We start from the raw sequence: 17,773 nt of genomic DNA, 5'->3' as shown, positions 1-17,773 counted from the left end.
GGCTTACTTGCCCTCGCTCTTTTCTGCATGGCTCGTGCGCTCGCGCAGCCGCTCGGACCGCTCGCCGCCCCGCTCCTGCAGGCCGATGCGCTCGGCCAGCCGGTCGAGCGTCCGGCGCATGGCTTTCGCCTCGTCCTGCTGCGCCTCGATCCAGTCACGCAGCATCTGCTGCTCGTTGCGCATATTCTTGACCAGACCCTGAATGCCTTCGGCAAGGCTTGCCATGGCAGCGACAGAGCGCTGGTTGCCGACACCGCCTTCTTCGGAGACCTTGCGCAGATACTCGGAAAGTGCGCGCATGTCGTCCGAGGAAGACCCGGCAACGGCGTCGAGCGCCGGCGCAAGATCGGAGCCGACATCGGTGACCGAGGAGAGCCAGTTTTCCAACTCCGTATAGAAGCGATTCTGCGCGCGCCCGGCCTGCAGGTCGAGGAAGCCGAGAATGAGCGAACCGGAGAGGCCGAGCAGCGACGACGAGAAGGCCTGCCCCATGCCGGAAAGCGGCATGGAAAGTCCCTCCTTCAGCGCCGAGAGCACGTCTCCCGTGCCGTTCGAGCCGGGATCGAGCGACTGGATGACGGCACTGATCGAGCCGATTGTGCCGATGAGACCCCAAAACGTGCCGAGCAGGCCGAGGAATACCAGGAGGCCGATCAGGTAGCGCGAAACGTCACGCGATTCGTCGAGGCGGGTGGCGATCGAATCCAAAATCGAACGCAGCGCCGTCGTCGACAGCGCCACCGAGCTCTTGCGGCTGCCGATCAGCGCCCGCATCGGCGCAAGCAGCCGCGGGTTACGGTTGACCTTATCCGCGCTGCCGGCAGCGCGGAAGGAGTTGAACCAGCGCACTTCGGGGCGAAGCGCCAGCACGTGATTGAAAACAAGGACGATTCCGACTGCGAGAACGCCGAGGATCAGGCCGTTGAGGCCCGGATTGTGCATGAAGGCTGTTTGCGTCTGCCGAAAGAGGATCGCGGCAATGAACCCGACAATGACGAGGAAAAGCAGCATCGTCCAAAGGAAGGGCATGGGGCTCGAGAGCCTGTAGGTATAACCGCCGGCCGTCTTTTCGGTGGAGCCGATCTCCGCCACATTCACATTTTCCATAGGTCCAGCAGCCTCCGAACTCATTGCTGGCGGAGACTAGAGCAACATTGTGCCGAATTGAAGTATGCCGTGGCGAAAACCGTGACTTTACAACAGCCGGATTTTTATGCGCTCACTTGGCGGGAATCGGCCGCCTGATGACCTCGATCAGCGCCTTATGGACAAGTTCGTTGCCGGCGACGATCGCACCGCCCTCCAGAATGGCCGTTCCGCCATCCCAGTCGGTGGCGAAGCCGCCGGCTTCGCGGATGAGCAGGATACCGGCTGCCATGTCCCAGGGCGCAAGCTCCGCCTCCCAGAAGCCGTCGAAACGTCCGGCGGCGACATGGGCGAGATCGAGGGTCGGTGCGCCCAGGCGGCGGATGCCGGCCACTTCGCCCATCACGTGGCGCAGTTCGACCAGGAACTTGCCGTGATTGCGCTTGCCGAGCGCGGGCACACCGCAACCGATGACGCAATCCGACAGCACGCGGCGCGCAGCGACGCGCAGGCGCCGGTCGTTGAGGAAAGCGCCGCCGCCGCGCTCGGCAGTATAAAGTTCGTCGGTCGCCGGATTGAAGACGACGGCGGCAACGATCTCGCCATTGCGCTCGAGCGCAATCGAGACAGCGAAGGCCGGGATGCCATGCAGGAAGTTCGTCGTGCCGTCGAGCGGGTCGACGATCCAGCGATGCGCGCCATCGGTGCCCTTGATCTCTTCGCTTTCCTCGCCGAGGAAGCCATAGGTCGGACGCGCCTTCATCAGCTCTTCCCTGACGATCTTCTCGGCCTTGCGGTCGGCGGCGGAAACGAAATCGCCCGGTCCCTTCACCGAAACCTGCAGGTTCTGCACTTCGCCGAAATCACGTCCCAGCGATTTTCCTGCCTTGAGAGCAGCCTGAACCATGACATTGAGAAGAGCTGAACGGGCCATCGGCGCATTTCCTTGGGACTGATACGGGACGCGCGCTGCCAGGGGCGGGAAATGTCCCTGAACATGTATGACAGGCAGCGCCAGCAAAGATTGGCGGCCTCAAGACCACAAAATCGCGGAAATTTCAAGGGGAGGCACGCATGGCTGCCCGCAGGCCGGAAAAGCATGGCCTTATTTGCCATCGGATCGAGAACCGGCCTCAGAACTTCTGCTGCGTTATCAGGACTTCGCGGGCGATCTGATCGAGCGGCAGAATGCGGTCGACGCCGCCTTTTGCAATCGCCTCCTTCGGCATGCCGAAGACAACCGAACTCGCCTCGTCCTGGGCCACGGTATAGGCGCCGGCTTCATGCATCTCCAGCATGCCGCGCGCACCGTCGTCGCCCATACCCGTCATGATGATCCCCATGGCGTTCGAGCCGGCCGAGCGCGCCGCCGAACGGAAGAGCACGTCGACGGAAGGCCGGTGGCGGGAGACCAGCGGCCCGGTCTTCACGCTCACATAATAGCGCGCACCCTGGCGTTCGAGCAGCGTGTGCTTGTCACCGGGCGCGATCAGCACATGGCCGCGCAGCACCGGATCGCCGTCGGCGGCCTCCTTGACCTCGACCTCGCAGAGCCCGTTCAGGCGCTTGGCGAAGGCGGCTGTGAATTTCTCCGGCATATGCTGGACGATCACCATGCCGGGCGCATTGGCCGGCAGCTCCTCCAGGAACTCGCGCAACGCTTCGGTTCCGCCGGTGGAGGCGCCGACGCAGACGACCATCTCCGTCGTCTTCGCCATGGCGCGGCCCGTTGGCGGCGGCAGCATGGCATCGGCCGTCAGCTTCCTGGCCGGTCCCTCGGCGGAAGCGGAACGAATGGTTCCGGCGGCACGGCGCGCGATGGAAAGTCGCGCGTGCGAGGCGCTCTTGACGACTTCGCGAATGCGCATCGCATCATCGGCAAGACCGTCGGCGGCGCCGATCTTCGATTTCAGAATGACGTCGACGGCGCCCGCCTCCAGCGCCTGGATGAGCGTTTCCGAGCCCGCTTCCGTCAGCGACGAACACATCACGACCGGGATCGGCCGCTGCGACATCAGTTTGCGCAGGAAGGTGATGCCGTCCATGCGCGGCATCTCCACGTCGAGCGTGATGACGTCGGGAATCTCCTCCTGCAGCCTCCGCGCCGCCACGAAAGGATCGGACGCCACTGCCATGATCTCGATATCAGGATCCTGCTCCAGCACATGAGCCAGCGTCTGCCGGACGCTGGCGGAATCGTCGATGATGAGAACCCGGATTTTCTTGCGCATGAATGCCTCTAGATACGCTGAAACACCGTATTCGAGACCTGCTTCAGCGGCAGGTCGAAGCCGGTGATCGATTCGGAATGACCGATGAACAGATAGCCACCCTTCGCCAGGCAATCGCAGAGGCGGCTGAGCACGCCCGCCTGGGTCTGCTTGTCGAAGTAGATCAGCACGTTGCGGCAGAAGATGACGTTCATCAAGTCGCCAACCGGATATTTGTCGTCCATCAGGTTCATCCGTGCAAACCCCACTCTGCTGCGCAGCTTCGGGCTTATGCGCACCTCCTTGCGGCCAGACTGCTTGGCGACCAGCACATATTTGCGCTGCAGGTCGCGCGGCACGGGCGCAATCAGGTCTTCCGGATAGATGCCGTGACGCGCCGTCTGCAGCACGTCGGTGGAAAGATCGGTGGCAAGCACGCTATAGGAAACATCCCTGCGGCCTTCCGCGAATTCCGCCAGCACCATTGCCATCGTATAGGGTTCGGCTCCCGTCGAGCAGGCCGAGCTCCAGGTCCGGATGGTGCGCACACCGCTATTGGCGATCGCCGGCAGCGCCACGGTCTGCATATATTCAAAATGCTTGGCTTCCCGGAAGAAGTCGGTCTTGTTGGTCGTCACCACGTCGATGAGGTAGACGGTTTCCTGTGCAAGCCCATCGTGATTGAACAGAAAATCGCAATAATCGTCGAAGGTCGAATGGTTGGTCGCGCGAAGGCGGCGCCTCAGCCGCCCCTCGAGCATCGTCAGCTTGGTAGGCGGCATCTTGATGCCGCTATAGTCGTAGATGAACTGGGCAAGCTTGTCGAAATTGCGCTTGCTGATCCGGTCGCCCGGCAATTGGGTTTCCACAGCTGCCATACTCATAGAACGCAGAACTCCGATTTGATGCGGCGTCAGGCTGCCGATTGCAGTGCCGAGGCGTCCTCGCGCGACAGGAGTCGTGCAAGATCGATGATGACAACGAAGCCGTTTTCACGGCGAACGACGCCGGCGATATAATCCGAACGCCAACGCACGCCGATGTCGGGCGCCGCCTCGATCTGGTCGCGCCGGAACGGAGTGACCTCGAAGACGCGGTCGGCGACGAGGCCCAGAGTCAGGAGCCGGTTTTCCATCGGCACGTCGAGCACCAGCACCCGCGTGTGCGGCGTCGGCACGGTCTTGGTCATGCCAAGCTTCAAGCGAAGATCGATGGTCGGCACGCCTTGCCCGCGCACGTCGCGCAGGCCGAGCAGATAGTCGGGACCGTTCGGAATCTTGAAGGCTTCCGCATAGTCGAGGATTTCACGTACGACCTCAACCGGCACGGCGAAAATCTCGTCGCCGAGGCTGAAGGTCACGAATTGCGCTTCCAGAGATGTGGTAGCCATGATCATGCGCTTTCCTTGAATTCAGCGTCCCCATCATCGGGGCCGCCCATGGAGAGATCGAGAGCGAAACCTTTCACCCGCGCCTGTTGACCGGCAACGCTGTTGGCCGGTTTCTTGGCGGCAGGCTTGCGGGCGGAGCCCTGAGCCGGACTGCGGACCGTCATTCTGGCGGCCGGCGTGCGGGACTGGCGGTTGCCGGCCGCATCGACGTTGAAGAAGGCGATCGAGGCCTGCAGTTCCTCGGCCTGGGAGGCAAGTTCCTCTGAGGTCGCAGACATCTGCTCGGAGGCACCGGCATTCTGCTGCGTCACCTTGTCGAGCTGCTGGATCGCTTCATTGATCTGGGCCGCACCGACGTCCTGCTCGCGGCAGGCGGCGCTGATCTCGGCCACGAGTTCGGCCGTCTTACGAATGTCGGGCACCAGGCGGCCGAGCATGTCGCCGGCTTCCTGGGCAGCCTTAACGGTATCGCCCGACATAGAGCTGATTTCGGCCGCCGCCGACTGGCTGCGCTCAGCAAGCTTGCGCACCTCGGAGGCGACGACCGCAAAGCCCTTGCCATGTTCGCCGGCGCGCGCCGCTTCGACGGCGGCGTTCAGCGCCAGCAGGTCGGTCTGGCGGGCGATTTCCTGGACGATGCTGATCTTGTCGGCGATGGTCCGCATCGCCTGCACCGCGCGCGAAACGGCTTCGCCGCTCATTTCCGCATCCTTGGCCGACTGGCGAGCGATCTTTTCTGTCTGGGCGGCATTGTCGGCATTCTGCTTGATATTGGCGGCCATCTCCTCCATTGAGGCGGAAGCCTCTTCGGCGGAGGCTGCCTGTTCGCTGGCACCCTGTGACACCTGTTCGGAGCTTGCCGAAAGTTCCTGGCTGCCGGCCGAGACGTTCTCGGCGGCCGAGATCGCATCGGCGACGACGCCGCGCAGCCGTTCGACCATCTGTTCCAGCGCGATGCCCAGTGTATCCTTCTCCGATAGCGGCTTCGGCGAGACCCTCAGGTCGCCGCCGGCGATTTGCGTAGCGATGTCGGCGGTGGCTCGAAGATTATCGGTCATGACATTGATTGTATTCACGAGATCCCTGATCTCGTCATTACTCTTGATCTCCACCTTCTGGTTTAGGTCGCCGATGGCGACGGCATTGGCAACGTCCATGATCTTGCGCAGGCCGCTGTTGACGCCGAGGCCTATCCACAGTGCAGCCGCGAAAGCGATAACTGACGCACCAACCGCAATGACGATCAGCATGTTCTTGGTAGAGCCATAGAGGACTTCAGTGTCGTCATCAGCCTGTATCATGGCCTTTTGCTGCAGCGATACAAGCGCCTCGAACACCTCTTCCAGTTCCACGACGACAGCGCGAACCTCTCCTGACGAAAGCGCTGCGGCCCCTGCCCTGTCACCGCTTTCTTGGCTTGCGGCAACTCTGGCGGAACCTTCGCTGAAGCGCTTGGCCAGCTCGATCAGCCTATCCCAGTTGGGTTTGCCCTCGGTGGTTGCGAGCTGTTGACCGCTGGTAGCGAAGGCGAGCATATCATCCGCGCTCTTTGCCGAGTTCTGATAGTTCTTGACCGCTGTTTCGGGATTCATTTCCAGAAGGGCATTCTTCTGCCAGCGAACCGCATTGAGCTCGGCCGTCTTGGCCTCCAGAGCCAGTTCGAGGCTTTTTGCAGGACCGGAGATAAGGCTGCCGACAGCGTCGTTCAGCGAACTGAGACTGATGATGCCATAAATCGCGCTACCCACCAGCAATAGTATGACGACACCAAATGCGGCTGCGAGTTTGAGTTTGATCGTGATACGCATCTCAATATTCCTCTCTGAGAGCGAAGGAATGATGTGGACCGGGCGCGCGGCGTCATGCAGCAAAGAAAGTCCGGCAGGCGAAGACAGGTAAGAAGAATTGGCGGACTTCCGTGGCGACGCCCCCGGGGCGCCGGAATTGCGTCGCGGGCCGTGCTGGCTGGCCCACGACAGTTGCAAGGGAAAGCCGCCTATTCTCTGGGAAGCGTCATGCGCTCTCCCTGAAATCGTCGTCGCCGGCGTCAGGGCCGCCCATCGACAGGTCAAGGGCAAAGCCCTTCACGCGGGCCTGCTGGCCTGCAACGCTGTCGGTTGCCGGCTTCTTGGCCGCCGGCCTGCGAGCGGCAGGGGCCGGGCTACGAACCGTCATCTTGGCGCCCTGTGTGCGATCGCGGCGCCCACCCGCTATATCGACCTTGAAGAAGGCGATCGAGGTCTGCAGTTCTTCCGCCTGCGAAGCGAGCTCTTCGGACGTCGCCGACATCTGTTCGGAGGCGCCGGCGTTCTGCTGCGTCACCTTGTCGAGCTGCTGGATCGCCTCATTGATCTGGGCTGCACCGATATCCTGCTCACGGCAGGCAGCACTGATCTCGGAAACGAGTTCCGCCGTCTTGCGGATATCAGGCACCAGGCGCCCCAGCATTTCGCCGGCTTCCTGGGCGGCTGTCACTGTGTCGCCTGACATGGCGCTGATTTCGGCAGCGGCCGACTGGCTGCGTTCGGCAAGCTTGCGCACTTCCGAGGCCACTACGGCAAAACCTTTACCATGCTCGCCGGCGCGTGCGGCTTCGACGGCAGCGTTGAGAGCCAAGAGGTCGGTCTGACGGGCGATCTCCTGCACGATGCCGATCTTCTGTGCGATCGTGCGCATGGCATCAACCGCTCGGGCGACGGCTTCGCCGCTGGCTTCCGCGTCCTTGGCCGACTGCCGGGCGATTTTCTCGGTCTGGGCGGCATTGTCGGCATTCTGCTTGATGTTGGAGGCCATCTCCTCCATCGAGGCGGAAGCTTCTTCGGCCGAAGCCGCCTGCTCGGTAGCGCCCTGCGACACCTGCTCGGAACTCGATGAGAGCTGCTGGCTGCCAGAGGAGACGTTCTCGGCGGCCGAAATCGCGTCCGCGACCACACCGCGCAACCGCTCGACCATCTGCTCCAGCGCAAGGCCCAGCGCATCCTTGTCGGAAAGCGGCTTCGGAGACACGGTGAGATCGCCATTGGCGATCTGGTTGGCAATCCCCGCCGTGGTCCTCAGATTGGCGATCATGCTCTGCATCGCAATCCCGAGCGAGTCCTTGTCCGAGAGAGGCTTGGCATCGGTGGTCAGATCGCCCGTGGCGATCTGGTCGGCAAGGGCGGCGGTCGCGCGCAGATTGGCGGTCATGGTGTTGACCGTCTCGATGAGGTCCTTGATCTCGTCATTGGTCCTGACATCGACTTTCTGATTGAGATCGCCGATTGCCACGGCGTTTGCGACGCTCGTGATCTTTCTCAGACCATTGTTGATGCCGAGCGTGATCCATAATGCGGCGCCGAGCGCCACAAGCACGGCGAGCCCGGATGCTGTGGTGAGGATGAGCTTGGTGGAATTGTAAAGATCGCTGTTCGACTGATCGGTCGCTTGCATGCCTTTACGCTGGATCTCGGTGAGGGCTGCGATCGCATCGCCCATGTCGCCGGTCATCGCCCGGAGATCGCCAAGTGAAAGCGCCAGGGCGCCTGCCTTGTCACCCCTGACATCGAGTTGCTGCAGCTCGGCGGACTTCTCGCGGAATTTCCCGCCAACGCTCCGCAGCTTCTCCCAATGCGGCTTCCCTTCCGGAGAGGCGATGGCCAAGCCGGCGTCGACAGCGTCGAACATGGCCTGCAGATTCTGATCGGCCTCTTTGTAGAAACCGGCGGCCGCGTCCGGATCGGTGGAAAGCAGCGCGTTCTTCTGAGCCCGAATGGCGTTAACTTCGGCGATGTTTGCATTCAGCGCCAGTTCCAGCCGGCGCATCGGGCCGTTGATCATGTTGCTGCTCGCCTCGTTCAATGTGCCGAGGCTGAAGCTTCCATAAACCGCAATGCCGATCAGCAGCAGCGTCATGATCCCGAAAGCGAGACCTAATTTCAGTTTGATAGTGAAACGCATGTGATACCCCATTTTATGCGCCAAAACGATTGAATAGAGAGACGTTCCGATCCGGGAACGCCGAACTTCAGAGTGACGTGTCTGAAAGAGGGAAAGCGACTGCATTCACTTCCCGGCAGCCGGACATCTATCGTCGCAGCGCCAACGCCTACACGCGTTGGGGACATTCCGCCTCGGGCCACCGGAGCGGCCCGAGATTTCCGATGAGGGCGGAGGCGGCTCAGCTGCCTCGCCGGCGGAACGCTATGCGCGCCCCGGGAAGCGCCTACGCGCTTTCCCGAAAATCGTCGTCACTGGCGTCCGGACCGCCCATCGACATATCGAGAGCAAAGCCCTTGAGACGCTGCTGCTGAGCCGAAACCGTCTGACGGCGGCCCTGGCTTTGGACCTGCGCCGGAGCCTTGCGGGCCGGGGCCTTCACCACCTTGGCTGAGCCGTTCGCCGGCATCTTCTGGGCGCCGGACAGCGCGCTGCCCGTCGTATCGACCTTGAAGAAGGCGATCGACGTCTGCAGTTCTTCCGCCTGGGAAGCGAGCTCCTCGGAGGTTGCCGACATCTGCTCTGAGGCGCCGGCGTTCTGCTGCGTCACCTTGTCGAGCTGCTGGATCGCTTCGTTGATCTGCGAGGCACCGATATCCTGCTCACGGCAGGCGGCGCTGATCTCGGAAACGAGTTCCGCCGTCTTGCGGATGTCGGGCACCAGGCGGCCGAGCATCTCACCGGCATCAGCAGCGGCCTTGACGGTATCACCGGACATCGAGCTGATTTCGGCCGCCGCCGACTGGCTGCGTTCGGCAAGCTTGCGCACTTCCGAGGCGACCACGGCAAAACCTTTACCGTGTTCGCCGGCGCGTGCGGCTTCGACTGCGGCATTGAGGGCCAGCAGATCGGTCTGACGGGCGATCTCCTGCACGATGCCGATCTTCTGGGCGATCGTGCGCATGGCGTCGACAGCGCGCGTTACCGCTTCGCCGCTGGCTTCGGCGTCCCTGGCCGACTGGCGGGCGATCTTTTCGGTCTGGGCGGCGTTGTCGGCATTCTGCTTGATGTTGGCGGCCATCTGCTCCATCGAAGCGGAGGCCTCCTCGGCGGACGCGGCCTGCTCCGTGGCGCCCTGCGACACCTGTTCGGAGCTCGCCGAAAGCTGCTGGCTGCCGGACGAGACGTTCTCCGCGGCCGACAGCGCATCGGCGACGACGCCCCGCAGGCGTTCGATCATGATGTTGACATTGCCCAGAAGCTCGCCGATTTCGTCATGGCTGGTGATATCGGCCATTTTCGTCAGGTCGCCTTCGGACACTTCGCGAACCACGGTGTTGGCGCGGCCGAGGCCTTTGCTGATCGTGCTGGCGATCCACAAGGCCGTGATCGCGGCAACCAGCAGTGCAACGACAGCGACGGCAATCATCGTCATGCGTGTGGTCGCATACTGCGCGTCGGCATCGGCGTCGGCGGTCTTCATGCGCTGCTTCTCAAGCGCAAGAATTTCGGCGAGTGTCGAGTCAATATCGTTGGCGGCGGCACGCGCCGTCGTGATGGAGATAGTGTTGGCACCGTCCGCATTGCCGGCCTTCAGATAGTCGCGGATCTGGTCGTCGGCTGCGTTGAAGGCCTTGGAAAGCTCGGCAATACGCGCCCAACGCGCCTTGCCTTCTTCCGTGGCAAGCGCCAGAACCTGGTTGAAGGCATCGCTGAAATCCTTACGAGCCGCGTTGCCCTTGTCGGTCGCACGGGCACTTTCTTCGGAAGTACGGGCGGTGAGCAGGTTCTTCTGTTGGCGGATGGCTTCGAGCTGCGCGATGTTGATCTGCTGCGCAAGGTCGAGGCGGGCTGCCGGGCCGGCAAGAAGATTTCCGATGGTATCGTTCAGTGATCCAAGGCTGAAAATGCCGTAAGCGGCAGTGCCCAATAACATGAGAATAATAAAGGTGAACGCCGTCACCAGTTTCGTCTTGATTGTCAGTCTCATCGTCCCAACCCCTCTTGGATTACGTGCCGTCAACTGACGGCCCCAGCTGCGTCATGTCGCGATGAAAAAATCGCCTGCAGATTCGGGAGAATGATGAACTCTCCACCCCTCTTCACCAGGCAGTTGATGTAGTCGGCCCGCCAGCGCATGCCGACGCTCGGTGGCGCCTCGCTCGCGATCTTTGCGAGCGTCGTCACCTCGTTCACCTTATCGGTTCTGAGGCCGACGAGCGTCGGCTCGCCCTGCAGATCGATCTCAATGACGATGAAGCGGCTGTCGATCGTCGCCTCCGTCGCCTCCATCCCGAAAGCGAGACGCAGGTCGGCGAGCGGAATGACCTTGCCGCGGAAGTTGATGACGCTGGCGACGAAGGGCTGGCTGCCCGGCACCGCCGTCTCCGGAAGCAGATCCAGGATTTCCTGGACGATGACCGCCTCCAGCGCAAAAGTCTCGCCGTTGAGATCGAAGGTCAGGACCTCGACTTCCTCGGCATAGCTCCAATGATTGTCGAAACGTTCGGCTGTTGCTGCTGCACTCATCCTGCTACCCGCAATTGCGCCTCCTGTTGCTGACCCGCGGCAACCAGGTGCCCGACGTCGAGAATGAGGGCGACGCTGCCGTCGCCTAGAATGGTGGCGCCTGAAAAAGTCGCCACGTCGTTGTGCAGTTTCGACATCGACTTGATGACAGTCTGATGGTCGCCGATGATCTGGTCGACGACGAGGCCCACGCGCTCCGTGCCGGTCGAGATGACGACGACCTTCTGGTGCACGTCGGGCTTCGTGCCGGTGCGGAAAAGATCCCGCAGGCGCAGGAACGGCACCAGGCTGTCGCGTAGCGAGATGAAGCTGCGGCCGCGCGAGCGCAGATCCTCCTCGAGCGACAGTTCGAGGCATTCCTCGACGGCCGAAAGCGGGATGACGTAACGGCCGGTACCGACACGCACCAACAGACCGTCGATAATGGCAAGCGTCAGCGGAATGCGCAGCGACACTTCCGAACCCTGTCCGGGCACACTGACGATATCGATCGCGCCGCGAAGCTCTTCGACCGTCTTCTTGACCACGTCCATGCCGACGCCGCGGCCGGACAGATTGGTGATCGCCGCCGCCGTCGAAAACCCGGGAGCAAAGATCAGTTGCAAGAGCTCGGGGTCCGAAAGCGGCTGGCCCGGATGGATGAGGCCGGAGGATTCCGCCTTGGCGCGGACCCGTTCACGGTTGATGCCGCGGCCGTCGTCCTTGATCGAGATAATCACCTCGCCACCGGCCTGACGGGCCGAAAGTGTTACCGTGCCGGCCTTGGCCTTGCCGGCGGCAAGGCGGTCGGCGGGCACTTCGAGGCCGTGATCGATCGAGTTGCGCACCAGGTGCACCAGCGGATCGGCCAGCCGTTCGATCACCGTTTTATCGACCTCGGTGCTCTCGCCTTCCGTCACCAACTCGATCACCTTGCCGGTCTCGCGGGCAAGATCGTGGACGAGGCGGCGGAAACGGGAAAAGAGGGTCGCAACCGGCACCATGCGCAGCACCATCATCGTGTCGCGCAATTCGCCGGACAGACGTTCGATTTCTTCCGAGACGGAGCGCAGTGCGATATCGATGCTGGCGCTCGCGAGCTGGCTGAGGCGCGATTGCGCGATCACGAGCTCACCGACGCGGTCCATCAGTTCGTCCAGGCGCTCTGCCGGAACGCGCACGTTCTCGGCAGCCTTCGCCTGGCTGGCGGCGGGTGCCTCACGCTTGACGGGAACCGCTTCGACGGGACGAAATTCCGGCACGGCGGCCGCCGGGACAGGCGGTGGTGGTGCTGAGGCGGCAGCGGCAGGCACCAGCATTGTTTCAGCCGGAGCGGCCGTTGCCGCTACCGTGCCGTCGATCTCCTCGACGCTGAGTTCCATGTCGTCGAGCACGAAGATGAAGACGTCGTCGATCGCTGAACGGTCCTGCTCGCTAATCAGCGTCACATCCCAGGAAATATAGAGTTCCGTCGGCGTGAGCTCATCGAGGGGCGGAATGGCCGAAGTGTCGGCGCGCACGGTGCATTCGCCGAGATCGCGCAGTTCGTCCAGCAGGCCGAGCGGATTGGTGCCGTTGGCCATCGAATTGGCCGGCAGGCTGAAACGGATGCGCCAGCTGTTCCTCGTCTTTTTCGTCGACGCCTCCTGCACGGGCGCTGCGACGGTGGCTGGCGCCGCAGCCTTTGCGCCGACGGCGGCCTGCAGCTGTGCCAGAAGCTTGTGCCCGGTGTCGCCATGATCGCCGTCGGGCTGATCGACGAGGGCACGCATATGGTCCTGGGCGGCGAGAACGGCGGCGACGAGTTCGCTGGTGGCCGCGACCTCGCCCTTTCGAACGCGGTCGAAGGCCGTTTCGCAATGATGGGTGAAGGCGGCCAGCGCCTCGAAACCGAACATCGCGCCCGATCCCTTGAGCGTGTGAAGCCCGCGGAATACCGCGTCGACGAGATCCCTATTGTCGAGTTGGTGCGTGAGGTCGAGAAGGCCGGTCTCGATCGCTTCGAGGCATTCGGCAGCCTCCGTGCGGAATACGGCGACGGGGTCGAGCGTACTCATCTTCCGAGAACCTTCTTCACGATCTTAACGAGATTTTCCGGATCGAACGGCTTGGTCAGCCAGCCGGTCGCGCCGGCAGCCTTGGCACGTGCCTTGAGGTCGGCGTCAGATTCCGTCGTTAGAAAGATAATCGGAACACCGGCCTGCGCCGGCAGCTTGCGCAGTTCCTCGATCATCGTCAGCCCGTCCATGACAGGCATGTTGAGATCCGTCACGATCAGATCGAAGCTGCTGCCCTTGGCCGCAATGAGGCCTTCCGCCCCGTTGACCGCTTCGGTGACGCTGTAGCCGGCATTGGTCAGCGTGACCTTTGTGGTCAGGCGGATGCTGGCGGAATCGTCTACCGTCAGGATGTTGGCACTCATAATGTCACCTCTTTATGCAACCAAAACTTTAAGTCTTCATGATCGAAGGATTCGATGAAACCGGAACGCTCAAGTACGTTCAACACGGAGCCGCTGGCGGGAGAAGAAAGGTTGAGCGTCTTTCCGGCGGCTTTTGCCTGACGGCGGGCCGCTTCCATAAGTTGGATGAAACTCAGATCAGCTTCAGCATCAGCAGGAATGCTAAAGAGGATGGTATCTTTACTACCAAATGCGTCATTGATCTTGGTGTGTAATTCAGCCGCGTGCCGAATGTTTAGCACGTCTGGCAAAGTTATAGATTCACAATATTGACTCTGAGTATCCAATGCAGCCTCCTAGGCCCGAGAAATACTTTCGACCCTAAGAGGACTCTCACGACAGCGTTAATGCAGCGTAAACAGAGGTTGTAGAAAACCGACGTGAAGCGCATTCCGCGACTCCTAATTCTTATCGAGAATAAGTTGTATCCTTCTCTCTAAGCTCGGAAATAATAGAATAAGAACAAAACCTTAAATGATCTCACTTGCCATGCGCCGCACCGAATGCCTTGTCTCACACCTTTCATTAATCACAACGCAGGCGAGTCTGGCGCGTTTACCGGACATTTCCATCCTGCCCGTAGAAATAGAGTCAAAATGGCCTGCGTTTTAAGAAAAGGTATAAATGTGGCACACGCTCTGGTAACATCCAACGCTGCAGCCTACACATCGGGGCGGGAGATCAGTCAGATCCTGGAATCCGCCCGCAGCCAAGTCGAGGAGCGTTTTCTCGAGGGCGGGTCGGTGCTGCTGTCGGTGATGGATGTCCTCAACCGCCTGCTGAATTCGCTCGAAAGTGTCGCCAAGGCACTTGATGACAACGAGGCGAGCGATACCAGCGCCGATCTCCGCGCCACGGTGGAAAGCCTGACTGCATTGCCGGTCACCGAAGAAAATCGCCAGCAGGCGCTCATCTCGCTGGCGCAAACCGGCAGGGAACTGCGCAAGCACGTCGCCGATATGCAGGAGACGATGCGTTATCTCAGAACCTTTGCCGTGACTGTAAAGATCACCGGCGCCGGCCTTGCCGAATTCGCCGGCTTTGCGCAGGAGATTTTGGAACGTATCTATTCGGGCACCGATGAGGTGAATCGCTTCGCCGCCCATCTCGACAGCCTCGAGAAAGAGGTCAAACTCGCCGCTTCCTTCGGGGCTAACGTCTCCAGGAGCTACGCCGATACCGTTCCGGCCGTCGCCGGAGCCCTGCGCGACGATGCCGCCAAGATCGCCGAACACCGCAAAAATCTCGGCATCCTCGCCCGCGAGGTCGGCGCGATCGCACGCGGCGTCCAGAGCAAGGTCAGCTCGACTCTATCAGCCCTGCAAATCGGCGATATCACCCGTCAGCGTATCGAACATGTACAGGCAACCTTTTCGCTGCTTGAAGATTTCTTCGCCGGCGAAGATGGCGCCGGGCTCGACGCCGGTGCGCGCCAGCGTCTCCAGAATGTCGTTCACCATCTGACAGCGGCGCAGATGAGCGACATGTGCGTCAATTTCCAGCGGGATTCGGAGAACGTCGTCAAGACGATTGCGAGTTTCGACCACGACATGCGGGAAATCCTCAAGCTGCGCGATCAAATGGGCACCGAAAGCGGCGAAGCCGGCGGCAATTTCATGCGCGCACTGGAATCCAGCGTTTCTGCCGCCCACGAGATCGTCAAGCAGGTCGACACGGCAAGCCGGCAGGCTGACCAGGTAAGCCATACGACAATCGGCACGGCCGCCAAGCTTTCCGAAGCCATCGTCAACATTCGCGTCGTCAGGACCGACATCCATTACATGGCCTTGAACACCAATCTGCGCTGCAGCCGGCTTGGCGAGGAAGGCAAATCGATCAACGTCGTCACCGCCGAGCTGCGCATCTTCGCCGGCAAACTCGATGAATCCGCCGACGCCATCGTCAACGGGCTGCCGGCGCTCGAAGCCGCCGCCGGGCGCGTGGCTCCCACCACGGCCACCGCCGGCGGACTGGGCGAGAGCCTGACCTCGGCCGTCGGCAACATCCGTTCCGCGGCCAATGTCATGGAAAACGAGCTGAAGGTGCTCGCCGAGAACGGCCGCGAGGTCGCCGCCAAGATCGGCCTGCTGATCGGCAAGCTCGACTTCCAGCACGAACTCGGCGATGTCCTTGCCCGCTGCGCCGATGCGCTCGAAGGCGTCGCCGGCACCGATGTCGCCGATATCTCCGATCTCGCGGAGGTCATCGCACCGCTCGACCGCAAGATTTTCAAGCTCTATACGATGGTCCAGGAGCGCAACATTCATCGCGACATCATCCCGGCAAGCGAGGAGAGTATTTCAGCGCTTGCCGAGACCGCTAAAGCCGAAAACGACGAGGATCTTTTCGCCGACGCGCTTTTCTAGAGCATAAAACCGCGGCGGCTATCGCCGCCGGAATTTGTTGGCGGCATCTATAGCCGCCTTCTGCTGATCGTCCTCGATGCCGAGATAAAAATCCTCCAGGGCCGGATCGGCAAGCCCCGCACGGCGCGACAGCACATACCATTTCGCCGCCTCGATCGGGTTCGGCGGCGTGCCGATGGCGTTGATGTAGAGATGGGCGAGCTTGTTCTGCGCAACGACATTGCCGCCATTGGCGGCAAGTTTCAGCCATTCGAAACCCTTGACGTAATCCTTCGGGCCACCAACGCCGTTGACGAGCCAGATGCCGAGATCGAGCTGGGCCGTGTCGAAGCCGGCACGCGCTGCGCGCGCCATCCACTCGCGGGCGAGCTGCTTCTTTTCCTGCGGCAGGTCCTTCAGCGTTCCATAGATCTGCGCCACGGCATATTGCGAATCGGCAATGCCCTGCTCGGCTGATTTCTCGTAGAACGGCAGCGCGAGCTTCAGCCCCTTTTCGCCGGGATTGTCGGCGACGAGGATCTGCGCCCAGTTGAATTCGGCTGAAGGATTGCCGGCTTCGGCGGCCTTGCGCATATAGTCGTCGGCTTTGGCCTTGTCGCGCGGCACACCCTGGCCTTCCATCAGCATCAGGGCATATTTGAACATCGCCGCAGGATCGCCGCCTTCGGCCGCCTTGCCATACCAGAAGGCGGCGTTCTTCACGTCCTTCTTGACGCCGAGACCCTGCGAGAGGATTTCGCCAATCAGCGTCTGCGCCGCCGGATCGCCGAGCTGGGCGCGCGGCAGCGCCTTGTCCATCGCGGTCAGATAGTAACCGCGCTGAAAGGCGCCGTACGCCTCGTCAATCGGCCCTTTGTAGTCCTTCTCCGGCGGAAGGTCGGGCAGCTTCGCGCCCATGCGGTCGAAAACGCCGACGCCATCCGAGGGCTTCACATCCCCGTTGGGGAGCCGGTCGGTGCGAAAGCTTGACGCCGGCGCGGTGCCTGGCTGGCTGATGACGCTGTCCGGTGCCTGCGCCACGGCGATATCAGACCCGCCCGCAGTGAGGGCGACTATGCTGGCAAGCAGATATTTCAAAGGGCGGGCGGGCAGGATCGGCATGAGCGGGATTTCAATCCTCAAACCGTGGCGCTTTTTCGTCAAGCAGAGCATTGATCTCGGCAACGATGGACGGCGCTCGGCCGGGCTCCCCGAATACCGCCAGCCGCAGCGCCACGAACTCTGCTCCGGTCTCAGCGACGGCAAGAGCCGACGCCGGATCGGTGCCGCCCATGACGATGCAGGGGATTTCGATCATTGACGCCCACCATTCGCCGAGCGCAAGGTTCTTGGGATGCGCCTCCGGCTTGATATCCCCGTCGAGCTTGCCGAAGAAGATATAATCCGGCCTGACTTCGCCGATCTCCAGCGCATTGTGCCGGTCGCTGGCATTGCCGCCGCCGACGATCAGCTTCGGAGCGTGTTTGTCGATCGCCTCCGACAGTGCCTGGGCGTTGTCGGTAATATGCAGGCCATCCGCCTTCGCCCGTCCCGCCACGCGGCTGTCGCCTGCAATCAGCGCGGCGGCCCCCGCATCCTGGATCACCGGCACCAGCTTTTCGGCATGTTTCTGGAAGGCGCCGTCGTCGAGCCCGTATTGCGGCACGATGACGGAGGCGACATCGCCGCCCTTCAGCGCTTCGGCGACGATCTTTGCCTGTTCATCGGCGTCGGCGATATCGGGGACGATGAGCACCAGGCGGCAGCGGTTTTCGGCTTCGGTCATGAGGTCTTTCCGTTTCCTGCGAATTCCTTCTCGAAAGGACGGATCCGCACTCGTTTTGTGTGAGTAGTTCCG

The 17,773-nt window shown here is 61.9% G+C and carries 15 protein-coding genes; 1 reads left to right on the top strand and 14 read right to left on the bottom strand.

Annotated features, from left to right (window positions below; all coding sequences use genetic code 11):
* Positions 1-3: 3 nt before the first annotated feature.
* The 12 genes from PH551_RS08300 to PH551_RS08245 all read right to left on the bottom strand — a co-directional run bounded on the left by PH551_RS08300 (position 4) and on the right by PH551_RS08245 (position 13,857).
* The gene (locus tag PH551_RS08300) at positions 4-1,107 is read right to left on the bottom strand and encodes a MotA/TolQ/ExbB proton channel family protein (protein ID WP_097597296.1); all 1,104 of its coding nucleotides are present in this window, start codon (positions 1,105-1,107) and stop codon (positions 4-6) included.
* Between the two features lie 112 nt (positions 1,108-1,219).
* A complete protein-coding gene (locus PH551_RS08295) occupies positions 1,220-2,020 on the bottom strand; it encodes an inositol monophosphatase family protein (RefSeq protein ID WP_285192615.1) in 801 nt (266 codons plus the stop codon).
* A 199-nt stretch (positions 2,021-2,219) separates the two neighbouring features.
* A complete protein-coding gene (locus tag PH551_RS08290; RefSeq protein ID WP_285192613.1) occupies positions 2,220-3,317 on the bottom strand; it encodes a protein-glutamate methylesterase/protein-glutamine glutaminase in 1,098 nt (365 codons plus the stop codon).
* An 8-nt stretch (positions 3,318-3,325) separates the two neighbouring features.
* On the bottom strand, positions 3,326-4,180 hold the full coding sequence (locus tag PH551_RS08285) for a CheR family methyltransferase (protein ID WP_285192612.1): 855 nt from the start codon (positions 4,178-4,180) through the stop codon (positions 3,326-3,328).
* Positions 4,181-4,209: 29 nt separating this feature from the next.
* The gene (locus PH551_RS08280; protein ID WP_285192611.1) at positions 4,210-4,692 is read right to left on the bottom strand and encodes a chemotaxis protein CheW; all 483 of its coding nucleotides are present in this window, start codon (positions 4,690-4,692) and stop codon (positions 4,210-4,212) included.
* Positions 4,689-6,494, bottom strand: a complete 1,806-nt coding sequence (locus tag PH551_RS08275; protein WP_285192610.1) for a methyl-accepting chemotaxis protein — start codon at positions 6,492-6,494, stop codon at positions 4,689-4,691. Before PH551_RS08275 ends, PH551_RS08280 begins: the two co-directional genes overlap by 4 nt.
* A gap of 205 nt (positions 6,495-6,699) precedes the next feature.
* Positions 6,700-8,622, bottom strand: coding sequence for a HAMP domain-containing methyl-accepting chemotaxis protein (locus PH551_RS08270; RefSeq protein ID WP_285192608.1), 1,923 nt, complete (start codon positions 8,620-8,622; stop codon positions 6,700-6,702).
* A gap of 265 nt (positions 8,623-8,887) precedes the next feature.
* The gene (locus tag PH551_RS08265) at positions 8,888-10,591 is read right to left on the bottom strand and encodes a methyl-accepting chemotaxis protein (RefSeq protein WP_285192607.1); all 1,704 of its coding nucleotides are present in this window, start codon (positions 10,589-10,591) and stop codon (positions 8,888-8,890) included.
* Between the two features lie 29 nt (positions 10,592-10,620).
* Positions 10,621-11,130 carry a chemotaxis protein CheW gene (locus PH551_RS08260; protein WP_285192605.1) on the bottom strand — a complete coding sequence of 170 codons (510 nt, stop codon included), beginning with the start codon at positions 11,128-11,130 and terminating at the stop codon, positions 10,621-10,623.
* Complete coding sequence (locus PH551_RS08255) at positions 11,127-13,166, bottom strand: chemotaxis protein CheA (protein WP_285192603.1); 2,040 nt, start codon at positions 13,164-13,166, stop codon at positions 11,127-11,129. Before PH551_RS08255 ends, PH551_RS08260 begins: the two co-directional genes overlap by 4 nt.
* Positions 13,163-13,531, bottom strand: coding sequence for a response regulator (locus tag PH551_RS08250; RefSeq protein ID WP_085779372.1), 369 nt, complete (start codon positions 13,529-13,531; stop codon positions 13,163-13,165). The genes PH551_RS08255 and PH551_RS08250 overlap by 4 nt, the downstream gene beginning before the upstream one ends.
* Entirely contained in the window at positions 13,528-13,857 is a 330-nt protein-coding gene (locus PH551_RS08245) for an STAS domain-containing protein (RefSeq protein WP_285192600.1), read from the bottom strand. Before PH551_RS08245 ends, PH551_RS08250 begins: the two co-directional genes overlap by 4 nt.
* Positions 13,858-14,196: 339 nt before the next feature.
* Between PH551_RS08245 and PH551_RS08240 the strand changes: the two genes are divergently transcribed.
* Positions 14,197-15,936 (top strand): chemotaxis protein, encoded by a 1,740-nt coding sequence (locus tag PH551_RS08240; protein ID WP_285192599.1) that lies wholly within the window; start codon positions 14,197-14,199, stop codon positions 15,934-15,936.
* 18 nt (positions 15,937-15,954) lie between these two features.
* Here the strand turns inward: PH551_RS08240 and PH551_RS08235 are convergent, their stop codons facing one another.
* Together PH551_RS08235 and PH551_RS08230 are read right to left on the bottom strand one after the other, a co-directional pair.
* Positions 15,955-17,037, bottom strand: a complete 1,083-nt coding sequence (locus PH551_RS08235; protein ID WP_285192597.1) for a tetratricopeptide repeat protein — start codon at positions 17,035-17,037, stop codon at positions 15,955-15,957.
* Positions 17,038-17,047: 10 nt separating this feature from the next.
* A complete protein-coding gene (locus PH551_RS08230; RefSeq protein ID WP_285192596.1) occupies positions 17,048-17,701 on the bottom strand; it encodes a thiamine phosphate synthase in 654 nt (217 codons plus the stop codon).
* Between the last annotated feature and the right edge of the window lie 72 nt (positions 17,702-17,773).

The sequence above is a fragment of the Rhizobium atlanticum genome (assembly GCF_030182485.1).
In the GTDB taxonomy this organism is placed as follows: Bacteria; Pseudomonadota; Alphaproteobacteria; order Rhizobiales; family Rhizobiaceae; genus Rhizobium.
The sequence above is the reverse complement of the archived record's forward strand: the minus strand, read 5'-3'. Positions and strand labels throughout refer to the sequence as shown.

Excerpts from the sequence above, each read along its gene's own strand:
- PH551_RS08265 (WP_285192607.1), bottom strand. The coding sequence starts at position 10,591 with ATGAGACTGACAATCAAGACGAAACTGGTGACGGCGTTCACCTTTATT.
- PH551_RS08260 (WP_285192605.1), bottom strand. The coding sequence starts at position 11,130 with ATGAGTGCAGCAGCAACAGCCGAACGTTTCGACAATCATTGGAGCTAT.
- PH551_RS08275 (WP_285192610.1), bottom strand. The coding sequence starts at position 6,494 with ATGCGTATCACGATCAAACTCAAACTCGCAGCCGCATTTGGTGTCGTC.
- PH551_RS08270 (WP_285192608.1), bottom strand. The coding sequence starts at position 8,622 with ATGCGTTTCACTATCAAACTGAAATTAGGTCTCGCTTTCGGGATCATG.
- PH551_RS08230 (WP_285192596.1), bottom strand. The coding sequence starts at position 17,701 with ATGACCGAAGCCGAAAACCGCTGCCGCCTGGTGCTCATCGTCCCCGAT.
- PH551_RS08295 (WP_285192615.1), bottom strand. The coding sequence starts at position 2,020 with ATGGCCCGTTCAGCTCTTCTCAATGTCATGGTTCAGGCTGCTCTCAAG.
- PH551_RS08255 (WP_285192603.1), bottom strand. The coding sequence starts at position 13,166 with ATGAGTACGCTCGACCCCGTCGCCGTATTCCGCACGGAGGCTGCCGAA.
- PH551_RS08300 (WP_097597296.1), bottom strand. The coding sequence starts at position 1,107 with ATGGAAAATGTGAATGTGGCGGAGATCGGCTCCACCGAAAAGACGGCC.
- PH551_RS08280 (WP_285192611.1), bottom strand. The coding sequence starts at position 4,692 with ATGATCATGGCTACCACATCTCTGGAAGCGCAATTCGTGACCTTCAGC.
- PH551_RS08290 (WP_285192613.1), bottom strand. The coding sequence starts at position 3,317 with ATGCGCAAGAAAATCCGGGTTCTCATCATCGACGATTCCGCCAGCGTC.
- PH551_RS08250 (WP_085779372.1), bottom strand. The coding sequence starts at position 13,531 with ATGAGTGCCAACATCCTGACGGTAGACGATTCCGCCAGCATCCGCCTG.
- PH551_RS08235 (WP_285192597.1), bottom strand. The coding sequence starts at position 17,037 with ATGCCGATCCTGCCCGCCCGCCCTTTGAAATATCTGCTTGCCAGCATA.
- PH551_RS08285 (WP_285192612.1), bottom strand. The coding sequence starts at position 4,180 with ATGAGTATGGCAGCTGTGGAAACCCAATTGCCGGGCGACCGGATCAGC.